This window comes from Streptomyces sp. RKAG293 (assembly GCF_023701745.1).
Taxonomy (GTDB): domain Bacteria; phylum Actinomycetota; class Actinomycetes; order Streptomycetales; family Streptomycetaceae; genus Actinacidiphila.
The window spans coordinates 3,732,602-3,754,030 of sequence record NZ_JAJOZB010000001.1 but is presented as its reverse complement, the minus strand read 5'-3'; the positions used below and the strand labels follow the sequence as shown (position 1 = coordinate 3,754,030).

The 21,429-nt window shown below is 71.6% G+C and carries 10 protein-coding genes and 1 pseudogene; 4 read left to right on the top strand and 7 right to left on the bottom strand.

From position 1 onward, the window contains the following. Positions 1 to 2: 2 nt before the first annotated feature. The 6 genes from LNW72_RS16530 to LNW72_RS16505 all read right to left on the bottom strand — a co-directional run bounded on the left by LNW72_RS16530 (position 3) and on the right by LNW72_RS16505 (position 10,399). On the bottom strand, positions 3 to 926 hold the full coding sequence (locus LNW72_RS16530; RefSeq protein ID WP_250976119.1) for a class I SAM-dependent methyltransferase: 924 nt from the start codon (positions 924 to 926) through the stop codon (positions 3 to 5). A gap of 11 nt (positions 927 to 937) precedes the next feature. Continuing rightward, on the bottom strand, positions 938 to 3,211 hold the full coding sequence (locus tag LNW72_RS16525; RefSeq protein ID WP_250976118.1) for a bifunctional glycosyltransferase/CDP-glycerol:glycerophosphate glycerophosphotransferase: 2,274 nt from the start codon (positions 3,209 to 3,211) through the stop codon (positions 938 to 940). A gap of 178 nt (positions 3,212 to 3,389) precedes the next feature. Next, entirely contained in the window at positions 3,390 to 4,241 is an 852-nt protein-coding gene (locus LNW72_RS16520) for a carbohydrate ABC transporter permease (RefSeq protein ID WP_250976117.1), read from the bottom strand. Beyond that, positions 4,238 to 5,521, bottom strand: coding sequence for a carbohydrate ABC transporter permease (locus LNW72_RS16515; RefSeq protein WP_250980182.1), 1,284 nt, complete (start codon positions 5,519 to 5,521; stop codon positions 4,238 to 4,240). Before LNW72_RS16515 ends, LNW72_RS16520 begins: the two co-directional genes overlap by 4 nt. A 79-nt stretch (positions 5,522 to 5,600) precedes the next feature. Continuing rightward, complete coding sequence (locus LNW72_RS16510) at positions 5,601 to 6,983, bottom strand: extracellular solute-binding protein (protein WP_250976116.1); 1,383 nt, start codon at positions 6,981 to 6,983, stop codon at positions 5,601 to 5,603. 239 nt (positions 6,984 to 7,222) lie between these two features. Continuing rightward, positions 7,223 to 10,399, bottom strand: a complete 3,177-nt coding sequence (locus LNW72_RS16505; protein WP_250976115.1) for an FtsK/SpoIIIE domain-containing protein — start codon at positions 10,397 to 10,399, stop codon at positions 7,223 to 7,225. Positions 10,400 to 10,824: 425 nt separating this feature from the next. Here LNW72_RS16505 and LNW72_RS16500 point away from each other — a divergent pair, with 425 nt between their 5' ends. From LNW72_RS16500 to LNW72_RS16485, 4 genes and pseudogenes are all read left to right on the top strand, one after another. Then, entirely contained in the window at positions 10,825 to 12,465 is a 1,641-nt protein-coding gene (locus LNW72_RS16500; protein WP_250976114.1) for a serine/threonine-protein kinase, read from the top strand. A gap of 278 nt (positions 12,466 to 12,743) precedes the next feature. Beyond that, a pseudogene (locus LNW72_RS41665) lies at positions 12,744 to 14,018 on the top strand (serine/threonine-protein kinase); the annotation flags it as partial. A gap of 1,121 nt (positions 14,019 to 15,139) precedes the next feature. Next, positions 15,140 to 16,261 (top strand): peptide chain release factor 2, encoded by a 1,122-nt coding sequence (gene prfB, locus LNW72_RS16490; RefSeq protein WP_250976112.1) that lies wholly within the window; start codon positions 15,140 to 15,142, stop codon positions 16,259 to 16,261. A gap of 247 nt (positions 16,262 to 16,508) precedes the next feature. Continuing rightward, complete coding sequence (locus tag LNW72_RS16485; protein WP_250976111.1) at positions 16,509 to 17,120, top strand: LPXTG cell wall anchor domain-containing protein; 612 nt, start codon at positions 16,509 to 16,511, stop codon at positions 17,118 to 17,120. Positions 17,121 to 17,204: 84 nt separating this feature from the next. Here the strand turns inward: LNW72_RS16485 and LNW72_RS16480 are convergent, their stop codons facing one another. Continuing rightward, the gene (locus LNW72_RS16480) at positions 17,205 to 21,185 is read right to left on the bottom strand and encodes a hypothetical protein (RefSeq protein WP_250976110.1); all 3,981 of its coding nucleotides are present in this window, start codon (positions 21,183 to 21,185) and stop codon (positions 17,205 to 17,207) included. Positions 21,186 to 21,429: the final 244 nt, after the last annotated feature.

Genomic DNA, 21,429 nt, shown 5'->3' with positions numbered 1-21,429 from the left:
CGTCAGCCGCGGCGGCTCACCACCGCCTTCGTGATGAACGGCGGCAGCACGTTCACCGCGAAGCGCCGCAGCGGGGAGCGGCGGCGCTTCGCGGGCGCGGGCGCCGCGGGTGCCGGTGCCGGGATCGCCACCGGGGCGGCCTCGGCCGGGATGGTGCCCTGGTGGCGGGAGGCGGGCTGGGCGGGGAGGGCGGCCTTCCGCCCGTTGATCCGGATGAGCTGCTCGCCGGCGACGGTCTGCACCTCGTGCCAGAGGTCCTCGCGGGTCTCCAGCCAGGTCAGCAGCTCGGCGCGCACGGCCGCCGGGTCGCCCCAGGTGCCGTAGAGCTTCCGCTCGGTGATGCAGATGACGTGCAGCCCGCCGGTGGTCACGGCCTGCCAGGCCGCGGCGGCGACGCCGGGGCAGTGCTCGGCGCGGAAGTCGTCGAGGACGACCACGCCGTGCGCCTTCAGCAGGTCCCGGGCGTCGGTGATGTCCGCGTGGACGTGCTCGTAGAGGTGCGAGGCGTCGATGTGGACGAACCGGCAGCTGTCGGCGGTGACATGGTCGGGCACCACCGAGGACAGGCCCTGGACGACCGTCGGCAGCTCCTCGTGGAAGGAGAGGTAGTTCGCCTCGAACGCCCGCCGGGTGAGGGTGGAGTACGACCTGGCCATCTCGGCGCTGTTGTCGCTGTCCTCGGCGGGCGCGTCGAACAGGTCGCAGACCGTGAAGCGCTCTCCCTCGCGGCGGTAGGAGCCCGTGAAGATGGCGCTCTTGCCCATGTACACCCCCACTTCCAGCAGGTCGCCCGGCTCGGTGCGCTCCTGCTGTCGGCTGAGGAGCCAGTCGAAGAGCAGCTGGTCGGCCGGGAAGAACCAGCCCTTCACCTCGGCCAGTTCGGTGGGGGTGGGGAGCTGCTCGGTGGGCTTGGTGGGGGCTTCCATGGGTGTTCCGTTCAGCTGGGCGCGAGTGAGGCGGAGAGGGATCCGGTGTGCGGGCGGCTGGACAGCGCGCGCACCTGGCCGGGGGCGGGCGCCGGGCGGCGGTCCTGGAGCGGGATCACCGACGGGAGGGTGTCGCCGCGGTTCTCCAGGAACAGCCGGCGGACGACGCGTTCCGCGGCGTATCCGTCGTCGTACGGGCAGAACCGTTCGCGGAACGCGGCGCGCAGCTGGGCCGAGCGGGGCCCGCGCCAGGCGTCGGTCGCGAGGATGTCGATCAACTCGTCCTCGCTGCGCGCGAGGAGGCCGGGCGGGTGCGCGGTGATGTCGAAGTAGGCTCCGCGCGAGGCACGGTAGACCTCCCAGTCCTCGGCATGGATGACGATGGGCCGGTCGAGATTGGCGTAGTCGAACATCAGCGACGAATAGTCGGTGAGCAGCACGTCCGAGGCCAGGCACAGCTGCTCGACGGACGGGTGCCGGGACACATCGAGGAAGACCGGCTGTCCGGCAGCGTGCTGGGCGCCGGTGTCGTAGAGGTGATGTGTGCGCATCAGGACCGTGAATCCGGGGCCAAGTTCGCGGGCGATCCGCTCCACGTCGAGATCGGCGTGGAAACCGGCTCGGTAGTCGCGGTGGGTGGGTGCGTAGAGCACCGCCGTGGAGTCGCGCGGAATGCCCAGGTCGGCGCGGATGCGGAGCACGTCGTCGGTGGTGGCCCGCTGGTAGACGTCGTTGCGGGGCTGGCCGTACTCCAGGGTGGTGAAGCCGGAGGGGTAGGCGCGTTCCCAGGTGAGGCTGGAGTGCCGGCTGGAGGACAGGTTGTAGTCCCAGAGATCCGCCTGGGCGAGGACGTGTTCGAAGTCCGTCGACTTCGCGGCGGCCGGGAAGTCCCGCAGGTCCAGGCCCATGTGCTTGAGCGGGGTGCCGTGGTGGGTCTGGAGGGTGAGCTGGCCGGCGCGCTTGGTGTAGCGGGGGTGCAGGTCGTCGTTGGTGACCAGGTACTTGGCCCGGGCCATCGCCGTCCAGTACGCGGCCGAGCCCGGCTGCAGGCGGCGTACGCCCGGCGGCAGGGTGTGGGCGTGCTCGGGGGTGGTGACCCAGGCGGTGCGGATGTGCGGCGCCAGCTCGCGCAGCCGGGTCTCGATCGCCGCCGGGTTGCAGACGTAGCCGCGGTCCCCGTACGCGGCGAAGACCGCCAGCTCCTGGTCGAGGGCGCCGCGCCGCTGGAGGCGGTAGTGCAGCCGCAGCGCCGCCTCGCGGATCCGGCCGTACCGGGCGGCGACCCGGGCCTGGGCCCGCAGCCGCGTCCGGTGGACGCCGCCGAGCGCCTGGAAGGCGCGGCGGGCCCCGAGGCGCACCAGGAGGTAGCGCAGTCCGGCCTGGCCGAAGGGGGTGGGGGCGCGGAAGGCCCGCGGGCGGTGCCGGCGGTAGTAGGCGCGGCACCGTTTGAAGTAGTCGGCGCGCGAGGAGCGCGGCAGCCGGTCGGGGGAGTTGTAGACGGTGGTGAGGTGGTCGAGCATCCGGCGGAAGAGGGCGGGCCGCCAGTGCTCCAGCCGGGGATGGCTGTCGAGGAAGGCGAAGACCCGGTCGTACTGCTTGAAGATGTCGAAGTGCCGGCGGCTGGTGGTGCCGAGGAGGGTGCCGCGGCGGCGCTGCCGGTAGCGGACGCACACCTGGTCCAGGACGGCGATGGTGCCGGCGGCCAGCAGCGCCGGGTACGTCCACGCGGTGGCCTCGTAGTAGCCGGGCGGGAAGGTGAGGTCCACCCGCTCGGCGAACTCCCGGCGGTAGGCCTTGTTCCAGACGACGGTGAGGAGCTGGAGCAGTTCCGGGCGGTCGCCGAGGGTGAACGTCTCCGGTCCGGTCTGGCTCAGGTGCCCGGCGAGGCCGTTGCGCCGTGCTTCGCCGTTCCAGTAGGTGCGCTCGTAGTCGAAGACGAGGATGTCGGGGCCACCGGTCTCCTTGAGGCGGTCGGTGATCGCCAGCAGGGAGCCGGGGGCGAGGCTGTCGTCGCCGTCGAGGAAGAGCAGGTAGTCGCCGGTGGCGCGGATCAGCCCGGCGTTGCGGGCGTGGCCGGGGCCGACGTTCTCGGGGAGGTGGATGGCGGTGATCCGGCGGTCGCGGCCGGCGAACTCGTCGATGATGTCGCCGCTGCCGTCCGGTGAGCCGTCGTTCACCACGATCAGCTCGAAGTCGGTGAAGGACTGAGTCGTTACGGATTCCAGGCAGGCGTGCAGATAGGCCTGAACCTTGTAGGCGGGAACGATGACGCTGAACCGGGGCAAGGGACATCCAGGTGTTGACGCGGGCGCTGTGGACGGGCGCCCGCGTACACACGAGGATTGCTCGGTTATCGGATGAACAATGACGTACGCGGCCTGTGCCCGTTATATGGGGCGCAACGTCGCGGAGAGTGATCTGGTTACGGCGTCCAGGGGTGAGCTTCCCGCCGGTGGGCGCGGGCTACTTCACGGCGCCGGCCATCACCCCCGAGACGAACTGCCGCTGGAAGGCGAAGAACACCACGAGCGGGATGACCATGGACACGAACGCGCCCGGCGCGAGGATGTCGATGTTGCTGCCGAACTGCCTGACCTGCTGCTGTAGGGCGACGGTGATCGGCTGCGAGTCGCTGTCGGCGAAGATCAGCGCCACCAGCATGTCGTTCCACACCCACAGGAACTGGAAGATGCCCAGCGAGGCGATGGCGGGGCCGCCCAGCGGCATGATCACGGTGGTGAAGAGCCGCAGCTCACCGGCTCCGTCCAGCCGCGCCGCCTCCAGCAGTTCGCGCGGGATCTCGGCGAAGAAGTTCCGCAGCAGGAAGATCGCGAACGGCAGGCCGAAGGCGGTGTGGAAGAGCACGACGCCGGTGATGTCGCCGAAGATGCCGATCTTCCCGAAGAGCTGGGCGACCGGGATCAGCGCCACCTGGATGGGGACCACCAGCAGGCCCACCACGGCCAGGAACCACCAGTCGCGGCCCCGGAAGTCCATCCACGCGAACGCGTAGCCGGCCAGCGAGCCGATGACGACGACGAGCAGCGTGGTGGGGACGGTGATCAGGATGGTGTTGACCAGCGAGTTGACGACGGTGTCGTTGCTGAGCAGCGACTTGTAGTTGGAGACGGTGAGCTGGGACGGGGAGCTGAGGACCTTCCACCAGCCGGACGCCGCGATGTCCGTGGGGTCGCGCAGGGAGGACAGCAGCAGACCGATGGTCGGCAGCAGCCAGAAGAGCGCGACCACGATGAGGAAGACGCGTACCGCGCCTCCGCTGACCCAGGAGGCGAGTTTCGCCGCGATCGCGCTCATCGTCGTGCCTCTCTGCGCAGCCGCCGGATATTGAAGATCATCACGGGCAGGACGAGCAGCAGCAGAAGCACGCCGATCGCACTGCCGACGCCCTGGTCGTTGCCGCCGCCGAAGGACTTCAGATACAGCTGCAGGGCGAGCACGTTGGCGTCGCTCTGGGAGGCGCCCGGGGCGATGATGTAGACGAGGTCGAAGATCTTCAGCACGTTGATCATCAGCGTGATGAGGACCACCACCAGCACCGGTGCCAGCAGCGGCACGGTGATCTTCCGGAACACCTGCCACTCGTTCGCGCCGTCCACCCGTGCCTGCTCCAGCAGTTCACGCGGCACGCCCGCCAGGCCGGCCGCGATCAGCACCATCGCGAAGCCCGCCCACATCCAGATGTACGAGACGATGATCGACGGCGTGACCAGGCTCGGTCCGAGCCAGTCCACCCCGTTGTACTGGGTGGCGAAGTTGGACGAGGGCAGCCGCAGCTGGGCGCCGGCCGCCGAGGCCGGCAGCGAGAACGTGCCGTCGTCACCGGACTTCGCCGACGCGACGACCTTCCCGTCCTTCACCGCCTCGACCTTCACGCCGGGCAGTGCCTTCTCGCCCGGGTCGATCGCGCCGGTCGTGCCGCCGCCACCGGGCTTGAAGTCCAGCCACACCGTGCCCGAGACACCGCCGTCCGCCGCGGGCGCGGCGGCCTTGGCGTCCTGTGCGTCGCCCGGAATCTTGTTCTGCGGGATGCCGATCAGCGGCAGCGCCGCCGCCGTGCCCGGCTGCGCCGGTGCCTTGGTGGTGAACGAGCCGCCCGCCGACGGCGCGAGATCGGCGTTGGGACGGGGTCTGGCGCCCGGATAGGCGGACGCCTCGGCGAAGGTGTCATGGATGCCGACCACGACCGCGTTGGCGACGCCGCGGTCCGGGTCGTTCTCGTAGACCAGCCGGAAGATGATGCCGGCCGCCAGCATCGAGATCGCCATCGGCATGAAGACGACGAGCTTGAAGGCCGTGCCCCAGGAGACCCGTTCGGTCAGCACCGCGAAGATCAGGCCCAGCGCGGTGGCCACCACCGGGGCGATGACCACCCAGATCGCGTTGTTCTTGACGGCCGTCAGATTGCTGTGGTCGGTGAAGACCTCGCCGAAGTTCTTCAGGCCGACGAACGCCGAGTTGTCCGCGTCGAAGAGGCTGCGCTGGATCGTGTACCCGATCGGGTACAGCACCAGCGAGCCGAGCAGCACCAGCGCGGGCAGCAGGAAGACCAGTGCCACCCAGGGGCGGGTGCCCATCAGGGACTTGCGCTTCACGGGAGGCGGGCCGGCCGCGGCCGGCCCGCCTCCCGTGGTCACTGTCGAGGCCACCGGTGCCTCAGTTCTTGTACGCCTTGGCGGCGTCCGCTTCGAGTTTCGCCTGGGCGCCCGCCACGTCGGTCGGCTTCACCAGGAAGTCCTGCAGGTCCTTCCATTCGCCCTCGCCCTTGGTCCCGCCGAAGGCGGCGGGTGCCTGGTCGGACATGTCGAAGCGGAAGTCGTCGCCCGCCGAGATCAGCGCCTTGGCGATCGAGCGCGAGACCTCGTCGGGGTAGGCCGACAGGTCCAGCGACTTGTTGGGCGACACATAGCCGCCGGGCTTCGCCCACACCTGCGCCGCGTCGGTCGAGCCGAGGAAGGTCATCAGCGCCTGGGCGCCCTTGCCGTCCTTCAGCACCACGGCGACGTCGCCGCCGCTGACCACGGGCGGCTTGCCGCTGCCGACGGCCGGGAAGGGGAACACCTTGGCGTCGGTGCCGACCTTCGCCTTGGTGCTGGAGGAGATCACCGCGGCGGAGAAGTCGCCCTCGTAGACCATCGCGGCACCGGGCGGGGTGCCGGTGAACGTCTGACTGATCGACTTCGGGAAGTCGGTCTGCAGCGCGCCGCTCTGGCCGCCCGCTATCAGGTCCTTCTTGCCGAACAGCCCGGCCAGCGTGGTCAGCGCGTCCTTGACGGACGGGTCGGTCCACTTGATCTTGTGCTGCGCGAGCTGGTCGTACTTCTCGGGCCCCGCCTGGCTCAGATAGACGTTCTCGAACCAGTCGGTGAGGGTCCAGCCGTCCGCGCCGCCGACCGATACCGGGGGCGTGCCCGACTCGAAGACGGTCTCCGCGGCCTTCAGGAAGTCGTCCCACGTCTTCGGCTCGGTGACGCCCGCCTGCTGGAAGGCCGCGGTGTTGTACCAGATCAGCGACTTGTTGGCGGCTTTGGCGTAGACCCCGTACTGCTTGCCCTGATAGGCGCCGAGATCCTGCCAGCCCTTCGAGAAGTTCTTGGTCAGCTGCGCCTGGGCCTCGGGCCCGATCGGCTTGAGCCAGCCCTTGTCCGCGAACTGGTGCAGCACGCCGACCTGGGGAAGGAACGCCACATCCGGCGGCGCCCCGCCCTGGATCTTCGTCCCGAGGAAGGTGGAGGTGCTGTCGCCGGTCGGGACGAACGTCACCTTTGCCCCGGTGCGCTTCTCGAACTCGTCCAGCACACCCCGGAAGTTCTTCTGCTCGGCGCCGGTCCACACGGCGGCCACTTCGAGCTTCTGGCCCTTGAGATCCGGCAACTGGAGCCCCGACGACGAGGCCGAAGGAGCGCCCGAGGACGGCCCCGCGTCCTTCTTGTCGTCACTGCCGCAGCCGGCCGCGGTGAGCGCCAGTGCGGCGGCCGCCACAACGGCCAGCGCGGTTCGTGCCTGGTGGTTGTGCGCGCGCGTGCTGAATGTACGCATCTGCTCATCCCCTCGGTCCGGTCCGTCTGTCCTACGCCCGCGCCGATCGGCGACGCAAGGGCATGGGCGGGGTATAGGGGTTGATCGTGACCTTGACGTGATGCGGCGTCAGAGGGGTTTAATCACCGGAGAATTGGGCCCCAGCGCGATCCGCCGGGGCCGGCGGTCGCGCATCCGTCACACCAGCGGCCGGGCCGGGGCGCATCCGTCACACCAGTGGTCGGGCCGGGCCCCAGCTGTCATACCAGCGGCTGGGCCGGGGCCGCCCCCGCGGATTCCGCGGCCCGCTGCAGCGCGCTGGCGAGCAGCGCCAGGTCCGTCGGCCCGTTGCCGAGCTCGCGCAGCGGCCGGCGGGTCGGCGGGTCGCCCATCCGTTCCCACTCCAGCGGTACGACCGTGGGCCGCAGCGTCGCCGTACGGGGGATGCGTCCGCTGACCCGGCCCGCCTGGAACGGCGCCACCGCGCCGCCGGGACGGCGCAGATAGCCGCGGCCGGGCACCTCCTCGTCCAGCCCCGCCGGGTCCTCGACATGGACCAGCAGGGCGGCCGACGCGGGGTCCTCGGTGCGCAGCGCGATCCGCAGCCGTGACCGTTCGTCCGCCTCGGTCCCCGAGGTGCGCTCCGGGCGCCCCGTCGACGCGATCAGGTGCACGCCGAGCCGCTCGCCCTCGCGGGCCACCGCCTCCAGCGCCCGCACGACGGAACCGGCCGCCGGGCGGCCGGTGCTGCCGAGCCCCGGCGCCACCAGCGCGTCGAAGTCGTCGACCACGACCACCAGCCGGGGGAGCGCGGAGTCGCTGCGGGTCTGGACGCGCAGCGCGCCCTGCTCGGACGGTTTGCGGCCGTCGCCCCGCCCGCCGTCGCCGCGCGCCGTCGACTGCCGGGGCACGGTCACCATCCGGTCCGCGTGCCACTCCCCGAAGCCCTGGCCGCCCAGCAGCTCCTCGCGGCGCTTGAGTTCCGCGCCGAGCGCCTGGGCGAACTCCCGCATGCGGGTCGGGTCGGAGGCCGCCAGATACGTCGACACATGCGGCAGGTCCGTGACCGCGCGCAGTCCTTCGCCGCGCTCGGTGCCCGCGCCGTCGACCAGGACCAGCGCCAGCCGGTCCGGCCGTTCGGCGGCGGCGAGGGCCGAGGCGATCGAGCGCAGCAGCTCGGTCTTCCCCGAACCGGCGGCGCCGCCCACCATCAGATGCGGCCCCTCGGCCGCCAGGTCCACCACGACCCGGCCGCCGGAACCCGAGCCCAGCACCGCCAGGGCGCGGCCTCCGGCCCGGGCGTAACCGGTGAGGGCCGGCTGCCCGCCGTCCCGTCCGGTCTCCTCGGCGCCCGCGTCGTCCGGGGCGCCGTCCCAGCGGGCGGTGATCTTCGCGGGGGTGGCCAGCGCCAGATCCAGCGCGTCCAGCAGCCGCACGGTGCGCGGCAGCGCGTTGCGGGCGCGCGGCGCCGTGGTGTCCGTCTCCCGCAGCGGCGCGAGGGCCCGCGCGAAACGCTCCGCCCACGCGGGCGAGACCGCGTCGACGACGACCTGCGTCGGCCCGTACGGATCCATCCGCAGGGTGGTCGCCACATCGCCCGACAGCTGGGCGACGGCGCCGCACTCCGTCGCGAGCCGGTCCGGCGACTCGGCCAGGCACAGCACATGCATCCCGACCGAGGGACCGGCGGCCGCTATCCGCCCGAGGGTGTCGCGCAGCGTCGCGGAATCGGGGTCGCCGTCCACGACGACCAGGGTGTACGGGCCCTCGCGGTGGGCCGCGGCCTCGGCGACGGCCTCCGGCGCGGCCCCGGCCCAGCTGGAGCCCAGCGGGCCCTCCTCCAGCCGGCGGGCCAGCTCCGTGACCCGCGCCGCGGCCTGGTCGCGGTCGAAGGCGAGCAGCAGCCGGCAGTCCTGGCCGTGCGCGGGACGCAGCTGCGGCAGCCAGTTGAGCCAGGACCACTCGTCGGCCCGCTGCTCGGCGCCGCGCGAGCGGTCCGCACTGATCAGGACGAGCTCCAGCGTGCTGGGGGAGTGCAGCGCGCAGGCCTGCGCCAGCACCGCGCGGGCCAGCCCGGCCAGCCGCGGCCGGGGCCCGGTGAGGCCGAGCGCGAAGGTGTGCGGATCGCGCAGGTCGACGGTGAAGGGGACGGTGCGCAGGGTGCCCGCGCCGTCCTCCGACGGCAGATCGGCCGTGCCCAGCCGCAGCGTCAGCGCGTCCGGGTGGTCGGGCCCGCGCTCCCACAGCCTGCGGCCGGGGCCCAGCGCGGTCAGCAGCACGGTGGCCGGGTCCGGCCAGCGCTCGCGCAGCGCGGCCGCCTCGGCGGCCAGCCGGGCGCCGTCCGCGCCCTGGCCCGCCGCACCGCTCCCGGTCCGGCCGGCCGCCAGCCGCCGTGCCCAGGCTCCTATGGTCCCGGCGACCCGTCCGGCGCCGGGCTGCGGCGGCTTCGGCACCCGCACCTGCACCGTGTCGTCCGGCCGGAGCCGCTCTCCGCGGCCGTACGTCGCGGTGTCGTCCGTCCCCTCGGTGTGGTCGGCGTAGCCGTGCGAACCGCTGCGCGGGGTGTCCAGCCGGCGCGACGGCCCGGCGGCGGGCGGGACGGGGGCGGGCGGCGCGGACGGCCGCGGCGGCGGGGCGGCCGCCTCGGGACTCCGGTGGGCGGCGGGCGCGGACTCCGGTCGGGGCCCGGACTCCGGGCGGGGGCCGGGGTACGTGGCGGAGCCGTGGCCACCGCCTGCGCGTGCCGCCTCGCCGGTCCGTCCGGTCGTGGATGCGTTCCCCGGCAGGAGGGTGACCCGCAGATGGCCCTCGCTGTCGGGCGCCGCCGGGACGGCCGCGTCCCGCGGGCCGGGTTCCAGGTGGAGCGTGGATTCACCGATCCGCAGCAGCGCGCCGGGGGAGAGTGCGACCGGCCGCTCCCCGACGGGGCGGTCGTCGACGGTGGTGCCGTTGGTCGAGCCGAGGTCGGCGACGGTGACCCGGCCGTCGGCCGCGACCGTGACGGCGCAGTGCAGCCGGGAGACGTCCGGATCGTCCAGCGGGACATCGGCCTCGGCGGAGCGGCCGATCCTGACCTGGCCGCCCTGCAGCAGATGGACGCCGCCGGAGTCCGGACCGCCGATCACGCACAGCCGGGCCGGGGCGGACGCGCCCGACGGCGGCTCCGCGTGCTGCTCGGCGGGGGTGTGCAGGGACAGCACGGCGCCGTCCACGAGCGGTGGCATGCCGAGCAGCGCGCCCGGGTCGAGCCGCTCGGCGCCCGAGTAGAGCGCGACCGAGGAGCCGGAGGAGCGCGCGGGCTGGCCGGAGCCGGCTCCGGACGCGAGCGCTCCGGAAACCGCGCTCAGCGCGGTCCCCGCGGGCGCGGTGACCAGCACGTCGCAGGTGCGCCCCGCTCGGCCGCTGCGCGGCCCGAGGACGGTCAGCCGGATCTGCATCTCGTCCGCGGTCCCTTCTGCCCGGATGCCTGGCAGGAAGCCTCCCCACCGCGCACGGGCGCGTCGACACGTACAAGCACGAGCGGGCGGGCGCCTGTTGCCCCGTCACACCCGTACGGGATGCATCCTCCCACTTGCCACTGACAACCCGCCCCCGGTCCTGACAGGAGCGATCTTGAATGATCAGTTGTTGACCGGAAAGGTGCTGCTTGTCGCAATGGGGGCCGGTCGCGGAGCAACCAAGCGGTGGCCTGCCGCGTCCTACCTCCGAGCTCCGTTTTTTGTACATGCGGCCTGTGTATGCGGCTGTCAGCGGGCCGCCGCGGCCGTCCGCACTACAGTTGGCACGGTCGGCCCACAGGCCGCGGCTCAGCAGGGAACCACGAAGTACCACGAAGCACCACCAAGACCAGGGAGCGCATGACGTGCGGCCGGTAGGCAGCAAGTACCTCCTCGAGGAGGTACTCGGACGCGGGGCCACGGGGACCGTCTGGCGCGCCCAGGTGCGCGACGAGGACGGCGTCGTCGCGATCAAGGTGTTCAAGGAAGAGCTCGCGAGCGACCCCGACATCGTGATGCGCTTCCTGCGCGAGCGCGCCGTACTCGTACGGCTGCGCCACCCGCACATCGTGCGGGTCAGGGACCTGGTGGTCGAGGGCGATCTGCTCGCTCTGGTGATGGACCTCGTCGACGGCCCGGACCTGCACCAGTACCTGCGCGACAACGGCCCGTTCTCGCCGGTCGGCGCCGCCCTGCTGACCGCCGCCGTCGCCGACGCGCTCGCCGCCAGCCACGCCGACGGCGTGGTGCACCGCGACCTCAAGCCCGCGAACGTGCTGCTCGCCACGACCTACGGCGAAGACGGCAGCCCGCGCATGCACCCGATGCTCACCGACTTCGGCATCGCCCGTCTGGCGGATTCGCCCGGGATCACCCGCACCCACGAGTTCGTCGGCACCCCGGCCTACGTCGCGCCGGAGTCCGCGCAGGGCAAGCCGCAGACGTCCGCCGTGGACCTGTACGGCGCGGGCATCCTGCTCTACGAGCTGGTCACCGGCCGTGCGCCGTTCCGCGGCGACAACGCGCTGGAGGTGCTGCACGCGCACCTGAGCCAGGAGCCGGTGCGCCCCGGCAACGTGCCGGAACCGCTGTGGACGGTCATCGAGCGCTGTCTGCGGAAGAACCCGGAGGAGCGGCCCAGCGCCGAGAACCTGGCCCGCGCGCTGCGCGTGGCCGCCGCCGGGATCGGCGTGCACGCGACTCCCGCCGAGGCGGAGGCGGCGCTCGGCGTCGCCGCGCTGCTCGGCCCCGACCTCGCGCCGACCACCGTCCCCGGCAGCGCCGACCCGACCCAGGTGCTGCCCGCGCACCGCTATGACCCGAACGGCGCGACCGGCGTGCTGCCGGTCGCCACCGCGTCCGGCGCCGACGGCACCCGCGTCCTGCCGCCGGTGCCCGACGGCCCGCCGCAGGGCCACGCGGATCAGCAGCAGGGCCCGCACCCCTGGCAGTCCCAGCTCAGCGCCGCCCGCCAGCGCGGCGAGCAGACGGAGCTGCAGTACCTCGACCCGGAGCAGGACCCGCTGCGGCGCAGGCCGCGACGGCAGCCCGGCGGCCAGCCGCAGGGCCGGGGCCAACAAAACCAATACCAGCAGGACCAGTACGGCCAGAACCAGGGCCAGTACCAGCAGCAGGGGCAGCAGCCGTACGCCCCGCAGCAGCCGTCCCAGCCCCAGCCGCGCTACCAGCAGCAGCCGCAGCAGCAGGTCCAGCCGCGCTACCAGCAGCCCCAGCCGCAGCGGTACGAGCCGCAGCGGCCGCCGGAGCCCGAGCCCCGGCGCGAGCCGCGGCCGCGCAGCGCCAACCCGATGAAGATTCCGGGTCTGGGCTGCCTCAAGGGCTGTCTGACGACGATTCTCGTGCTGATCGTCATCTTTGTAGTGGTCTGGTACACCACGCCGCTCCCGGAGTGGGTCGACAGCGGCCAGAACCTCTGGGACACCACGACAGGCTGGATCAGCACCGCCTGGGACAAGGTCAACGAGGTGACCGGGTCGGGCAACTGACCCCGGCCACGCTCACCGCCGACCTTCACGCCGACCTTCACGCCGACGTTCACGCCGACCTTCATCACGCGTGCCGCCGCGCCTCGTCATGCCCGCCGTCGACCCCCATCACGCGCGCCATGCTGCCGACTTGTCGACACCTGGCGGGTGATTTCCCCCGCAGAACCACACGTCACCGCACACCGGCCCCCGAACGGCCGCCGGGCCGCGTAGTTTTGTCGCCAACGCGACAGCGCTGCATACGGCGCGACGGACCGTCGGAGGAGTCGGAGCAGGCCTTGGCAAGGAAGATCGGCAGCCGGTACACCGCCCACCAGGTGCTGGGGCGGGGATCCGCCGGCACGGTGTGGCTGGGTGAGGGCCCCGAGGGTCCGGTCGCCATCAAACTGCTGCGCGAGGATCTCGCCTCCGACCAGGACCTCGTGGGCCGCTTCGTGCAGGAGCGCACCGCGCTCCTCTCGCTGGACCATCCGCAGATCGTCGGGATCCGTGACCTCGTCGTGGACGGCACCGACCTCGCGCTGGTCATGGACCTGGTGCGGGGCACCGACCTGCGGTCCCGCCTGGAGCGCGAGCGCCGGCTCGCCCCCGAGGCCGCCGTCGCCATCGCCGCCGATGTCGCGGACGGCCTCGCCGCCGCGCACGCCGCCGGCGTCGTCCACCGCGACGTCAAGCCCGAGAACGTGCTGCTCGACTCCGCCGCCCCCACCGGACCCGGCGGCGCGCCCCCCGCGCTCCTGACCGACTTCGGCATCGCCCGCCTCGTCGACTCCCCGCGCCGTACCCGGGCCACCCGCATCATCGGCACCCCGGACTACCTCGCCCCCGAGATCATCGAGGGCCTCCCGCCGCGGGCCAGTGTCGACATTTACGCCCTGGCGACCGTGCTCTACGAGCTGCTGGCCGGTTTCACGCCGTTCGGCGGCGGCCACCCCGGCGCCGTACTGCGCCGCCATGTGACCGAGGCCGTCGCACCGCTCCCGGACGTTCCCGACGAGCTGTGGCAACTGCTCTCGCAGTGCCTCGCCAAGGCCCCCGCGTCCCGGCTCACCGCCGGTGAGCTGGGTGAACGCCTCCGGGATCAGCTGCCGCGGCTGGCCGGGCTGCCGCCGCTCGACGTGGACGCGCCGGACGAGCACCCGGCCGACTCCGACGACGACACCCCGTACGAGCCGGACATCGGGCTGTTCGAGCCGCCGAGCCACCGCGGCGCCGTGCCGCTGGTGCGCGGCGCGGCCCCCGACTCCAGCCGCGACACCCACACGAGCATGAAGCTGCCCACCGCCGAGGAGCTGGCCGCGTACGGCCGCGGCGCCCGCTCCGGCGGTGGTCCCGGCGGATCCGGTGGCAGCGGGTCGTCCGCCGGCCGCCCGGCGAGCCCGCGGCACCGCGCCGTCTCCGACGTCGTGCGCCGCCGCCGGGTGCGCGTCGGCGCGGCGGCGGCCGCCGCACTGGTCGTCGCGGGGCTGGGCGGCTGGGGCATCGCCTCGCTGGGCGGCGACTCCGGGCCGAAGGCCCCTGCGGACAACGACCACCCCACCACCGCCCCGCCCACCACGCACCCGACCGCGCCCACCGCCGGAGCCGCCTCCCCGCAGGGCTCCATCGGAACCCCGGTCGAGCTGCCGCGCTGGTCCGCGTTCAGCGCGGTCCCCGCGCCCCGCGTGAAGCTGGTCGGCGGCCCGCGCGCCATCACCGTCGCCGGGACCACGTACGTCTTCGCCCGCGGCGAGGACAACGACGTCTGGTACGTCACCCGGGGCGTCGGCGCCTCGGGCGCCTACAGCGCCTGGCAGCACCTGACGGGAATAGGAGTCGCCGACGACCCGGCGGTCGTCTCGGCCTCGCCGGGCCGCCTGGACCTGTTCGCTCTCGGCACCGACGGCCTGCTCTACCGGCGGACCATGATCAACGGAACCTGGAACCAGTGGTACCAGGTCGACGAGCGCACCCGGTTCGACGCCGCCCCGGCCGCCGCGTCCTCCGAGCCCGGCCGGATCGACCTCGTCGGCCGGTCCGGCGGCGACCTGGTCACCGCCTCCCTCGTCGGCACCCGCTGGAACGCCTGGTCGGTGGTCCCCACCCCGGGCCGCATCACCGCCGCCCCCGGGCTCGTCTCCCGTTCGAAGGGCACCCTGGACGCGTTCGTCGTCCGCAAGGCCGACGGCGCCGTGCTGCGCCTGCCGTACTCGGCGGGCGCCTGGCGGCCGACGGTCCTCCTGCGGGGCATGGACGCGGCCGGCCGCCCCGAGCCGCTGGCCTCCGGCGACCGGGTCTACGCCTTCGCCCCCGCCCCGTCCGGCGGCCTCTCGCAGGCCGCGGGCCCGGTCGCGGGCGGCGCGGAGTGGTCCGTCGCCGCCCTGCCCGGCGCCACCGCGGCGACCACCCCGGCCGCCGTCACGTCGTCCGGCCGCGTCCTCGAGCTGTACGTCCGCACCCCGGCCGGATCCCTCACCCGGGCCACCGCGCAGGTCTGACGCGCGGCGTCCGGGCGGGTGCGGGACCGGCGTCCGGGCGGGTGCGAGTGCGGCCTCCAGGTGGGTGCGAGTGCGGCCTCCAGGTGGGTCCGGCCGACGCCTCGGGCCGGGTCCGGCCCGGGGCCCGAAAGTGTCTCCCGTCACAGGACCGCCCCCGGGCGAGAACGTCCCGTTCGACCAGCCGGTAGTCTGGACCCGTGGCAGTCGTCGATGTATCCGAAGAGCTGAAGTCCCTCTCCTCGACCATGGGGTCGATCGAGGCCGTCCTTGACCTCGACGCGATGCGGGCCGATGTCGTCGTTCTCGAGGAGCAGGCCGCGGCGCCGTCCCTCTGGGACGACCCGGAGGCGGCGCAGAAGATCACGAGCAAGCTCTCGCACCTCCAGGCCGAGCTGCGCAAGGCCGAGCAGCTCCGCAGCCGGATCGACGACCTGTCGTTGATGTTCGAGCTCGCCGAGGACGAGAGCGACGCCGATGCCCTCGCCGAGGCCGAGGAAGAGCTGGTCTCGGTCCGCAAGGCGCTCGACGAGCTGGAGATCCGCACCCTCCTCTCCGGTGAGTACGACGCCCGCGAGGCCCTGGTCAACATCCGTGCCGAGGCCGGTGGCGTGGACGCCGCCGACTTCGCCGAGCAGCTCCAGCGCATGTACCTGCGCTGGGCCGAGCGGCACGGCTACCAGACGGAGGTCTACGAGACCTCCTACGCGGAAGAGGCCGGCATCAAGTCGACCACCTTCGCGGTGAAGGCCCCGTACGCGTACGGCACCCTCTCCGTCGAGCAGGGCACCCACCGCCTGGTGCGCATCTCGCCCTTCGACAACCAGGGCCGCCGCCAGACCTCCTTCGCCGGCGTCGAGGTGCTCCCCGTCGTCGAGAAGACCGACCACCTCGAGATCGACGAGTCCGAGCTGCGCGTCGACGTCTACCGCGCCTCGGGCCCCGGCGGCCAGGGCGTCAACACCACCGACTCCGCGGTGCGGTTGACCCACATCCCCACCGGCATCGTGGTCTCCTGCCAGAACGAGCGCTCCCAGATCCAGAACAAGGCCAGCGCCATGAACGTCCTCCAGGCCAAGCTCCTCGAGCGCCGCCGCCAGGAGGAGCAGGCCCTGATGGACTCCCTCGGCAAGAGCGACGGCGGGAACTCCTGGGGCAGCCAGATGCGTTCGTACGTCCTGCACCCGTACCAGATGGTCAAGGACCTGCGCACCGACTACGAGGTCGGCAACCCGCAGGGCGCCCTCGACGGTGACATCGACGGCTTCATCGAAGCGGGCATCCGCTGGCGCAAGGGCCAGCAGAAGGCCTCCCAGGACTAGCCCCTGACGCGTCCGCTTCTGTCGGCAACTGCCATCCATTGGATGGCAGTTGCCATTTTTATGTCACAGCCACCTACACAACTGACCGCCATATGACGCTAATTCCGGCATTCCGGTTGGAATGACCTTGACGCTGCCGGGAATTATGGGAAAGGTGTTGCGCGGCATGCGTATGACCGGGACGTGAGTTGCCGTCCTGTCATAGCTGCTCCACATACGAAGATCCGCTACTGGGGGTAGTTACCAGATGAGCAAGAAGAACACTCGGCTGCGCGTGGCTCGCATAGCCGCCGCCGCAGTCATCGCTGCGGGCGCGTCCTTGACCGCCGTGGGGGTGGCTCAGGCCGTTACCGTCGATGTCACCGTGAACGCTGACGACCCGGTGCCGACGAACACGGACCCGGTGCCGACGAACACCGACCCGGTGCCGACGAACACCGACCCGACGCCGACGGAGACCACGCCGACGGGAACGCCCACGGACACGGGCTCTCCCACGCCCACGGACACGGGCTCGCCCACTCCGACCAAGGACCCGACGACCCCGCCGACCACCACGCCGACGACGAAGCCGTCCACGCACACGCCGTCGACGAGCCCCACCACGGGCGCCCCGTCCAGCACCACCGGCGGCACCGGTGGCGCCTGCACCCTCACCGGTGACAGCGTCGACTGCAACAACACCGGCACCGACAGCCACAACACCATCCCGGTGGCCCAGGGCGACACCAGCCAGGAGCTGGCCAAGACCGGTTCCGGCGAGACCACGTTCCTGCTGGTCGGTGCCGCGACGATGATCGCCGGTGGCGTCGGTTTCCGCATGATGCCGCGCCTCACCAACCGGCGCACGGCTGCCTGATCCGGCCGCCACTAGTTCAGATACTGCAGGAGGGGCCCGGAGCGCGCAGGCGGCGCGCTCCGGGCCCCTCTCGTGCGTGGTGGATCAGGAGTCGACGGGAGACCGATCAGGGCTGAGGGCGGTGAGGTCGAAGGCCGAAGTTATGGCCCGATAGGCGTCGTTCGTCAGGTTGACATGGTCGCCGGTGTCGAAGTCGTCCGGGGCTGCTCCCGCGTTGAGTTTCAGGGCGGGCGGGTCAAGGGTGCTCGTCTCGTCAGGGACCGCTACCGCCGCTTCGCTGTCGACGTTGGTGACATAGGGAGCCGTGATGTCCGTCTGTTCCGTGATCCAGCTGTTGACGTCCACGCGATTTGCATCGACGGCGTCGGTGCAGGGCGCGTAGCCGTGGCAGGGCGTGATGGTGGTGAAGACGACCTTGATGCCCCATGCCTCGAGCTGGTCACGCAGCGTCGTGTAGCCGTTGATGAGAGTCGTGTCGTCCGTGCCGAGGACAAGGTCCTTGAGGCCCTCGTTCACCACCACGGTCCTGATGCCGGGTACGGACAGGACGTCACGGTCGAGGCGGCTCAGGAGGGCGATGTCCCCCGTGGAGGCCAGATCGACCGCCACACGGTTGTTCTCCATACCGGCGGCCACAACTCCGTAGTCGGGTACGGCCGGGTCGTTCCGCAGCGCCGTCCCAAGATCGTCGGAGAGACGTTGCCCGCTCGGGACAGCCTTGTTGCCGGCGGTGAAGGGATCGATCAGACCGTCGCCGGTGACCGCCACGGTGGGCTGGTTGCCGGCCGTGGTGACGGCTATGTCTGTGAGGACGTCGGTGAACCCACCCCAGAGGAACCCAGAGCCCGAGAAGGCGCCACCCGCCGTGTCCGCGGTGTGGTCCCCCGATCCGACGGCGCTCACGTACATGCTCGTTGCCGAGGCCCAGCTGTGGTGCGGCAGATAGGCCGCGCTGTTGGCCAGATGGAAGCTGACCATGACGTTCGCGCCCGCGGTGACCGTGGTCGTCACCGGGTCACTGTACTTTTCACCGCCTACGGGAATCGTGATTGAGCGACTGCCGCCGTCGAAGGTGAGATCGGCCGGGACTGCGGTCGGAATGGCGCCCGAGGACTGGGCCGCGAGCGTGGTGTGGTCGATGACCAGGGGCGTGACCCCCTGGGCGTTCGACAGGCGGATACGCAGCCCGGTTCCGCTGACGCTGGGCGTCGCCGCGACCCGGAAGGTCTGGTCCCTGAAGTCGGTGCCTTCGTACCTGGCCGCCCATTCGGTCGGTGAACTCCACGCGCCCGTCCACGAAGCACCGTTCGGCGCCGGCGTGGTGTCCCGTACCGCCATGCCGAAGATGTGCAGCCCCGGGACGTTGTGTACGGCGGAGCCGCTGATGTCGGGGAGGGTGACCGAGTCGATCTGCGCGCCTGGCCGGAGCGGGACGGCGAAGGCGTAGATCTTGGCGGGGATGTTCTTCTGGCCGGCGGGCGAGTTGAGGTGGGGGAGCGTGATCGTTCCGAGGCTGTGGGCGCCCGTGGCCCAGTCCGGTGCGGACAGATAGTACGGTGCGGGCGCCGTGGAGCCGCTGTAGGTGATCGAGCCGGTCGGGGACTCGCAGTCGGTCGGGATGCCGTAGCCGAGCCGGCAGTTGGTACCGACGACAGGGCTGCCGTCCGGAATGACGGGGCTCGAATGGTCGGCGGGGTTCAGGTCCGAGGCGGTGTAGCCGTGGGTGGAGGTGGCCAGGAAGACCAGCGCGTTGCCGCTGACGCCGTTCATGCCGATGGTCTGGTTGGCGGCCATGACGTTGTCCGCCGCGCCCGATCCGAAGGCCGGAAGGGTGAACGTGGCACCGTCCACGGTGAGCTTGCCGCCCGGCTGCCAGTCGGCCGCCTGAAGGTCCTGGAGGGACAGGCTCTGGCCGTCGGCGTCGGCGTTGGCCGCGCCTGGGGTGCTGTTGGAGGAGACCGCCGTGTTGTTGAAGGCGGCCTGGAGGCTCGGGTACGTACGCGGGGCGTGTCCCATGGCGATGAACTCGTAGGAGTACATGGCCGATGCGTTGCCGGCCCCGTCGACCGCGTACACCCACAGGGTGTGAGTGCCCGGCCCCGGCGGGGTGACCGGGATCGGGGCGCTGTTGTTGACTGCGTTCACGGTCTGGGTGGCGGGCGGGTTGCTCGTCGGCGGCTGGGCGTCGAGGCCGTAGACGAACTTCGCTGCGGTGTTGTTCGACGTGCCCGGGTTCACGCTGGCGGTGAAAGTGCCCGGGGTGCCGGCGGCGGCGCCCGGAGTGTGCTCGGGATAGAGGTTGTTGACCGATTTCACGGTCGGCACGTCGGGCTGGCGCTGGTCGACGGTGAAGTGGCAGAGGGATCCGTTGCCGGTGGTGTCCTTACCGTCGGTGGCGGTGACCTGCCAGTCGACGACCGAGCCGTCCTTGAGGCCCGCGATGAACGCCGTGGGCAGTTGGACGGGGGCCTTCTGACCGCTGGCCACGGTCGCGGATGTCGCGGTGGCCTTGGCCGTGGTGCCGTTGACCCAGTAGGTGTACGTGGCCGCCAGGGCGTCCCGGTCGTTGTCACTGACGGTCGAGGTGAGTTTCGGAGGGGTGGTCGCGACGGTCTTGCCGACGACCGGGTACGGAGTGGACGTCGCGCAGCCCAGCGCCATGGATCCGACGTCGGCGGACAGGGAGCCGGGGACGTTCGGGACATGGTTGTAGGTGATGCTCAGCGAGGGGTTCGGGGAGAAGCGCTTGAAGTATGTGCCGCTGGACTCGTCTCCGACCAGGGCGAACGTCCAGCTGCCCTGGGATGCGGCGGCGGCTTTGGCGATGGTCGCGGTGACCGGGTAGCCGTAGGAGGGCTGGCTGCTGCAGGCGGGGCCCCAGCTGTGGGTACCGAGGTTGCTGATGCCCGCCGGCTTGTTGTTCCAGGTGGTGTTGGCGTTGAACGCGTTGCTCGACACGAGTGCCACGTTGGCGGAGGCGCTGCAACTCGACGAGGACGCCTCGAGGACGTTCGTCGTCGCGGACACGATATGGGTGCGCCAGACGCTCGACGGGATCGCGACCTGGAAGTACGAACGCTCCAGTCCGACGCAGCCGGACCAGGTGTTGTTCCCCACTCCCGGGTTGCCGTACTTGGTCGAGTCGTAGTTCTTCGCGGTCGGGCAACCCGACTGCACCTCGACGAAGTGCTGCCGGGAGCCTGACGCGGGATGCGGATTCCAGGAGGGATCAATGAAGAGCGGGTAGTGGGTGGCAGCCCCGGTCAGCAGTTTCCGGTCCGGCGTGAGGGAGATGGACGAGCCGCCCACCTTGGCGCCGATACGTGCCACTCGGGCACCCTTGCCCGGTCCCCGCGCGGTGGAGATGGCGGGCTCCCCCGCCCCGGAGCGGGCGGCCTGTGTGCCCTCGCTGCCTTTGAGGGTGTCGGAGGAGGAGTCCCACATCTGCGGTTGGGGAGCGCTGAACAGAAGCAGTCCCTCAGGCGTGACCGCCCTGAGGTTGTCCTGGCCGTCATCGGTCACCCGCACCCCTCTGGTGCGGGTGACGAGTTTGAGCGAGCCCAACTGCGGGTTGGCAGCAGCTGTGGCGTTCTTGACGATCAGGACCTCGGTGAAGCCGCCGCGGATGTCCGCAGCGAGCTTGAGGTCGACGCCGGGCAGAACCTCGGGATAGGTGATGGCCGACCCCGCGGCCACGGGTGTCGGCAGCGCCGTCGGCCAGGAGAGGGCGAGCTCGGCCTGACCGTTCCTCATCACCGCCAAGGGCGTGGTTCCACCGCCGGAGAAGGTGAGAGAACCGGATGCGGCGAGCGGGCTGAAGGTGCCGTTGTCGTTCCTGCCCAGGGTGCTGTCCACAGGCACCCAGCGGTTGTTCTTCCTGACGCGCTGGGCCTGGACGCTCGTTGTCCACGTCACAGTTCCGGACGGATTCACACTCACCGTGTCGGTCTCGCTGGTGAGCGCGTCGACAGCCACCGTCCGTCCAGTGGCGACGGCCTTACGCTGCGCGACGTCGAGTGCCCGTTCCTGGGAGTCGGTCAGTCCGGAGCTCTCGTTCTGGAGCATTCTTCCCAGGGGTCGGTCAGGAGCCGGATCAGGGAGAACAGGAGCCTGTCGCAATACGGAATTGTCACTTCCGGGATTGTCGGCGAAGGCTGTCGGTGCAGCCGCCAGAATTACTCCCGGTGACGCTGTCGCAATGAGTGCGGCGCACAGCAAAGTTGCCGTGCGGCGTCTGTGGAGCGAAGAGCGATGGTCCCGCATGCGGGCCCCCCATGGGCATGTCGGAGATGGCGTTCTCGCTCCGGGA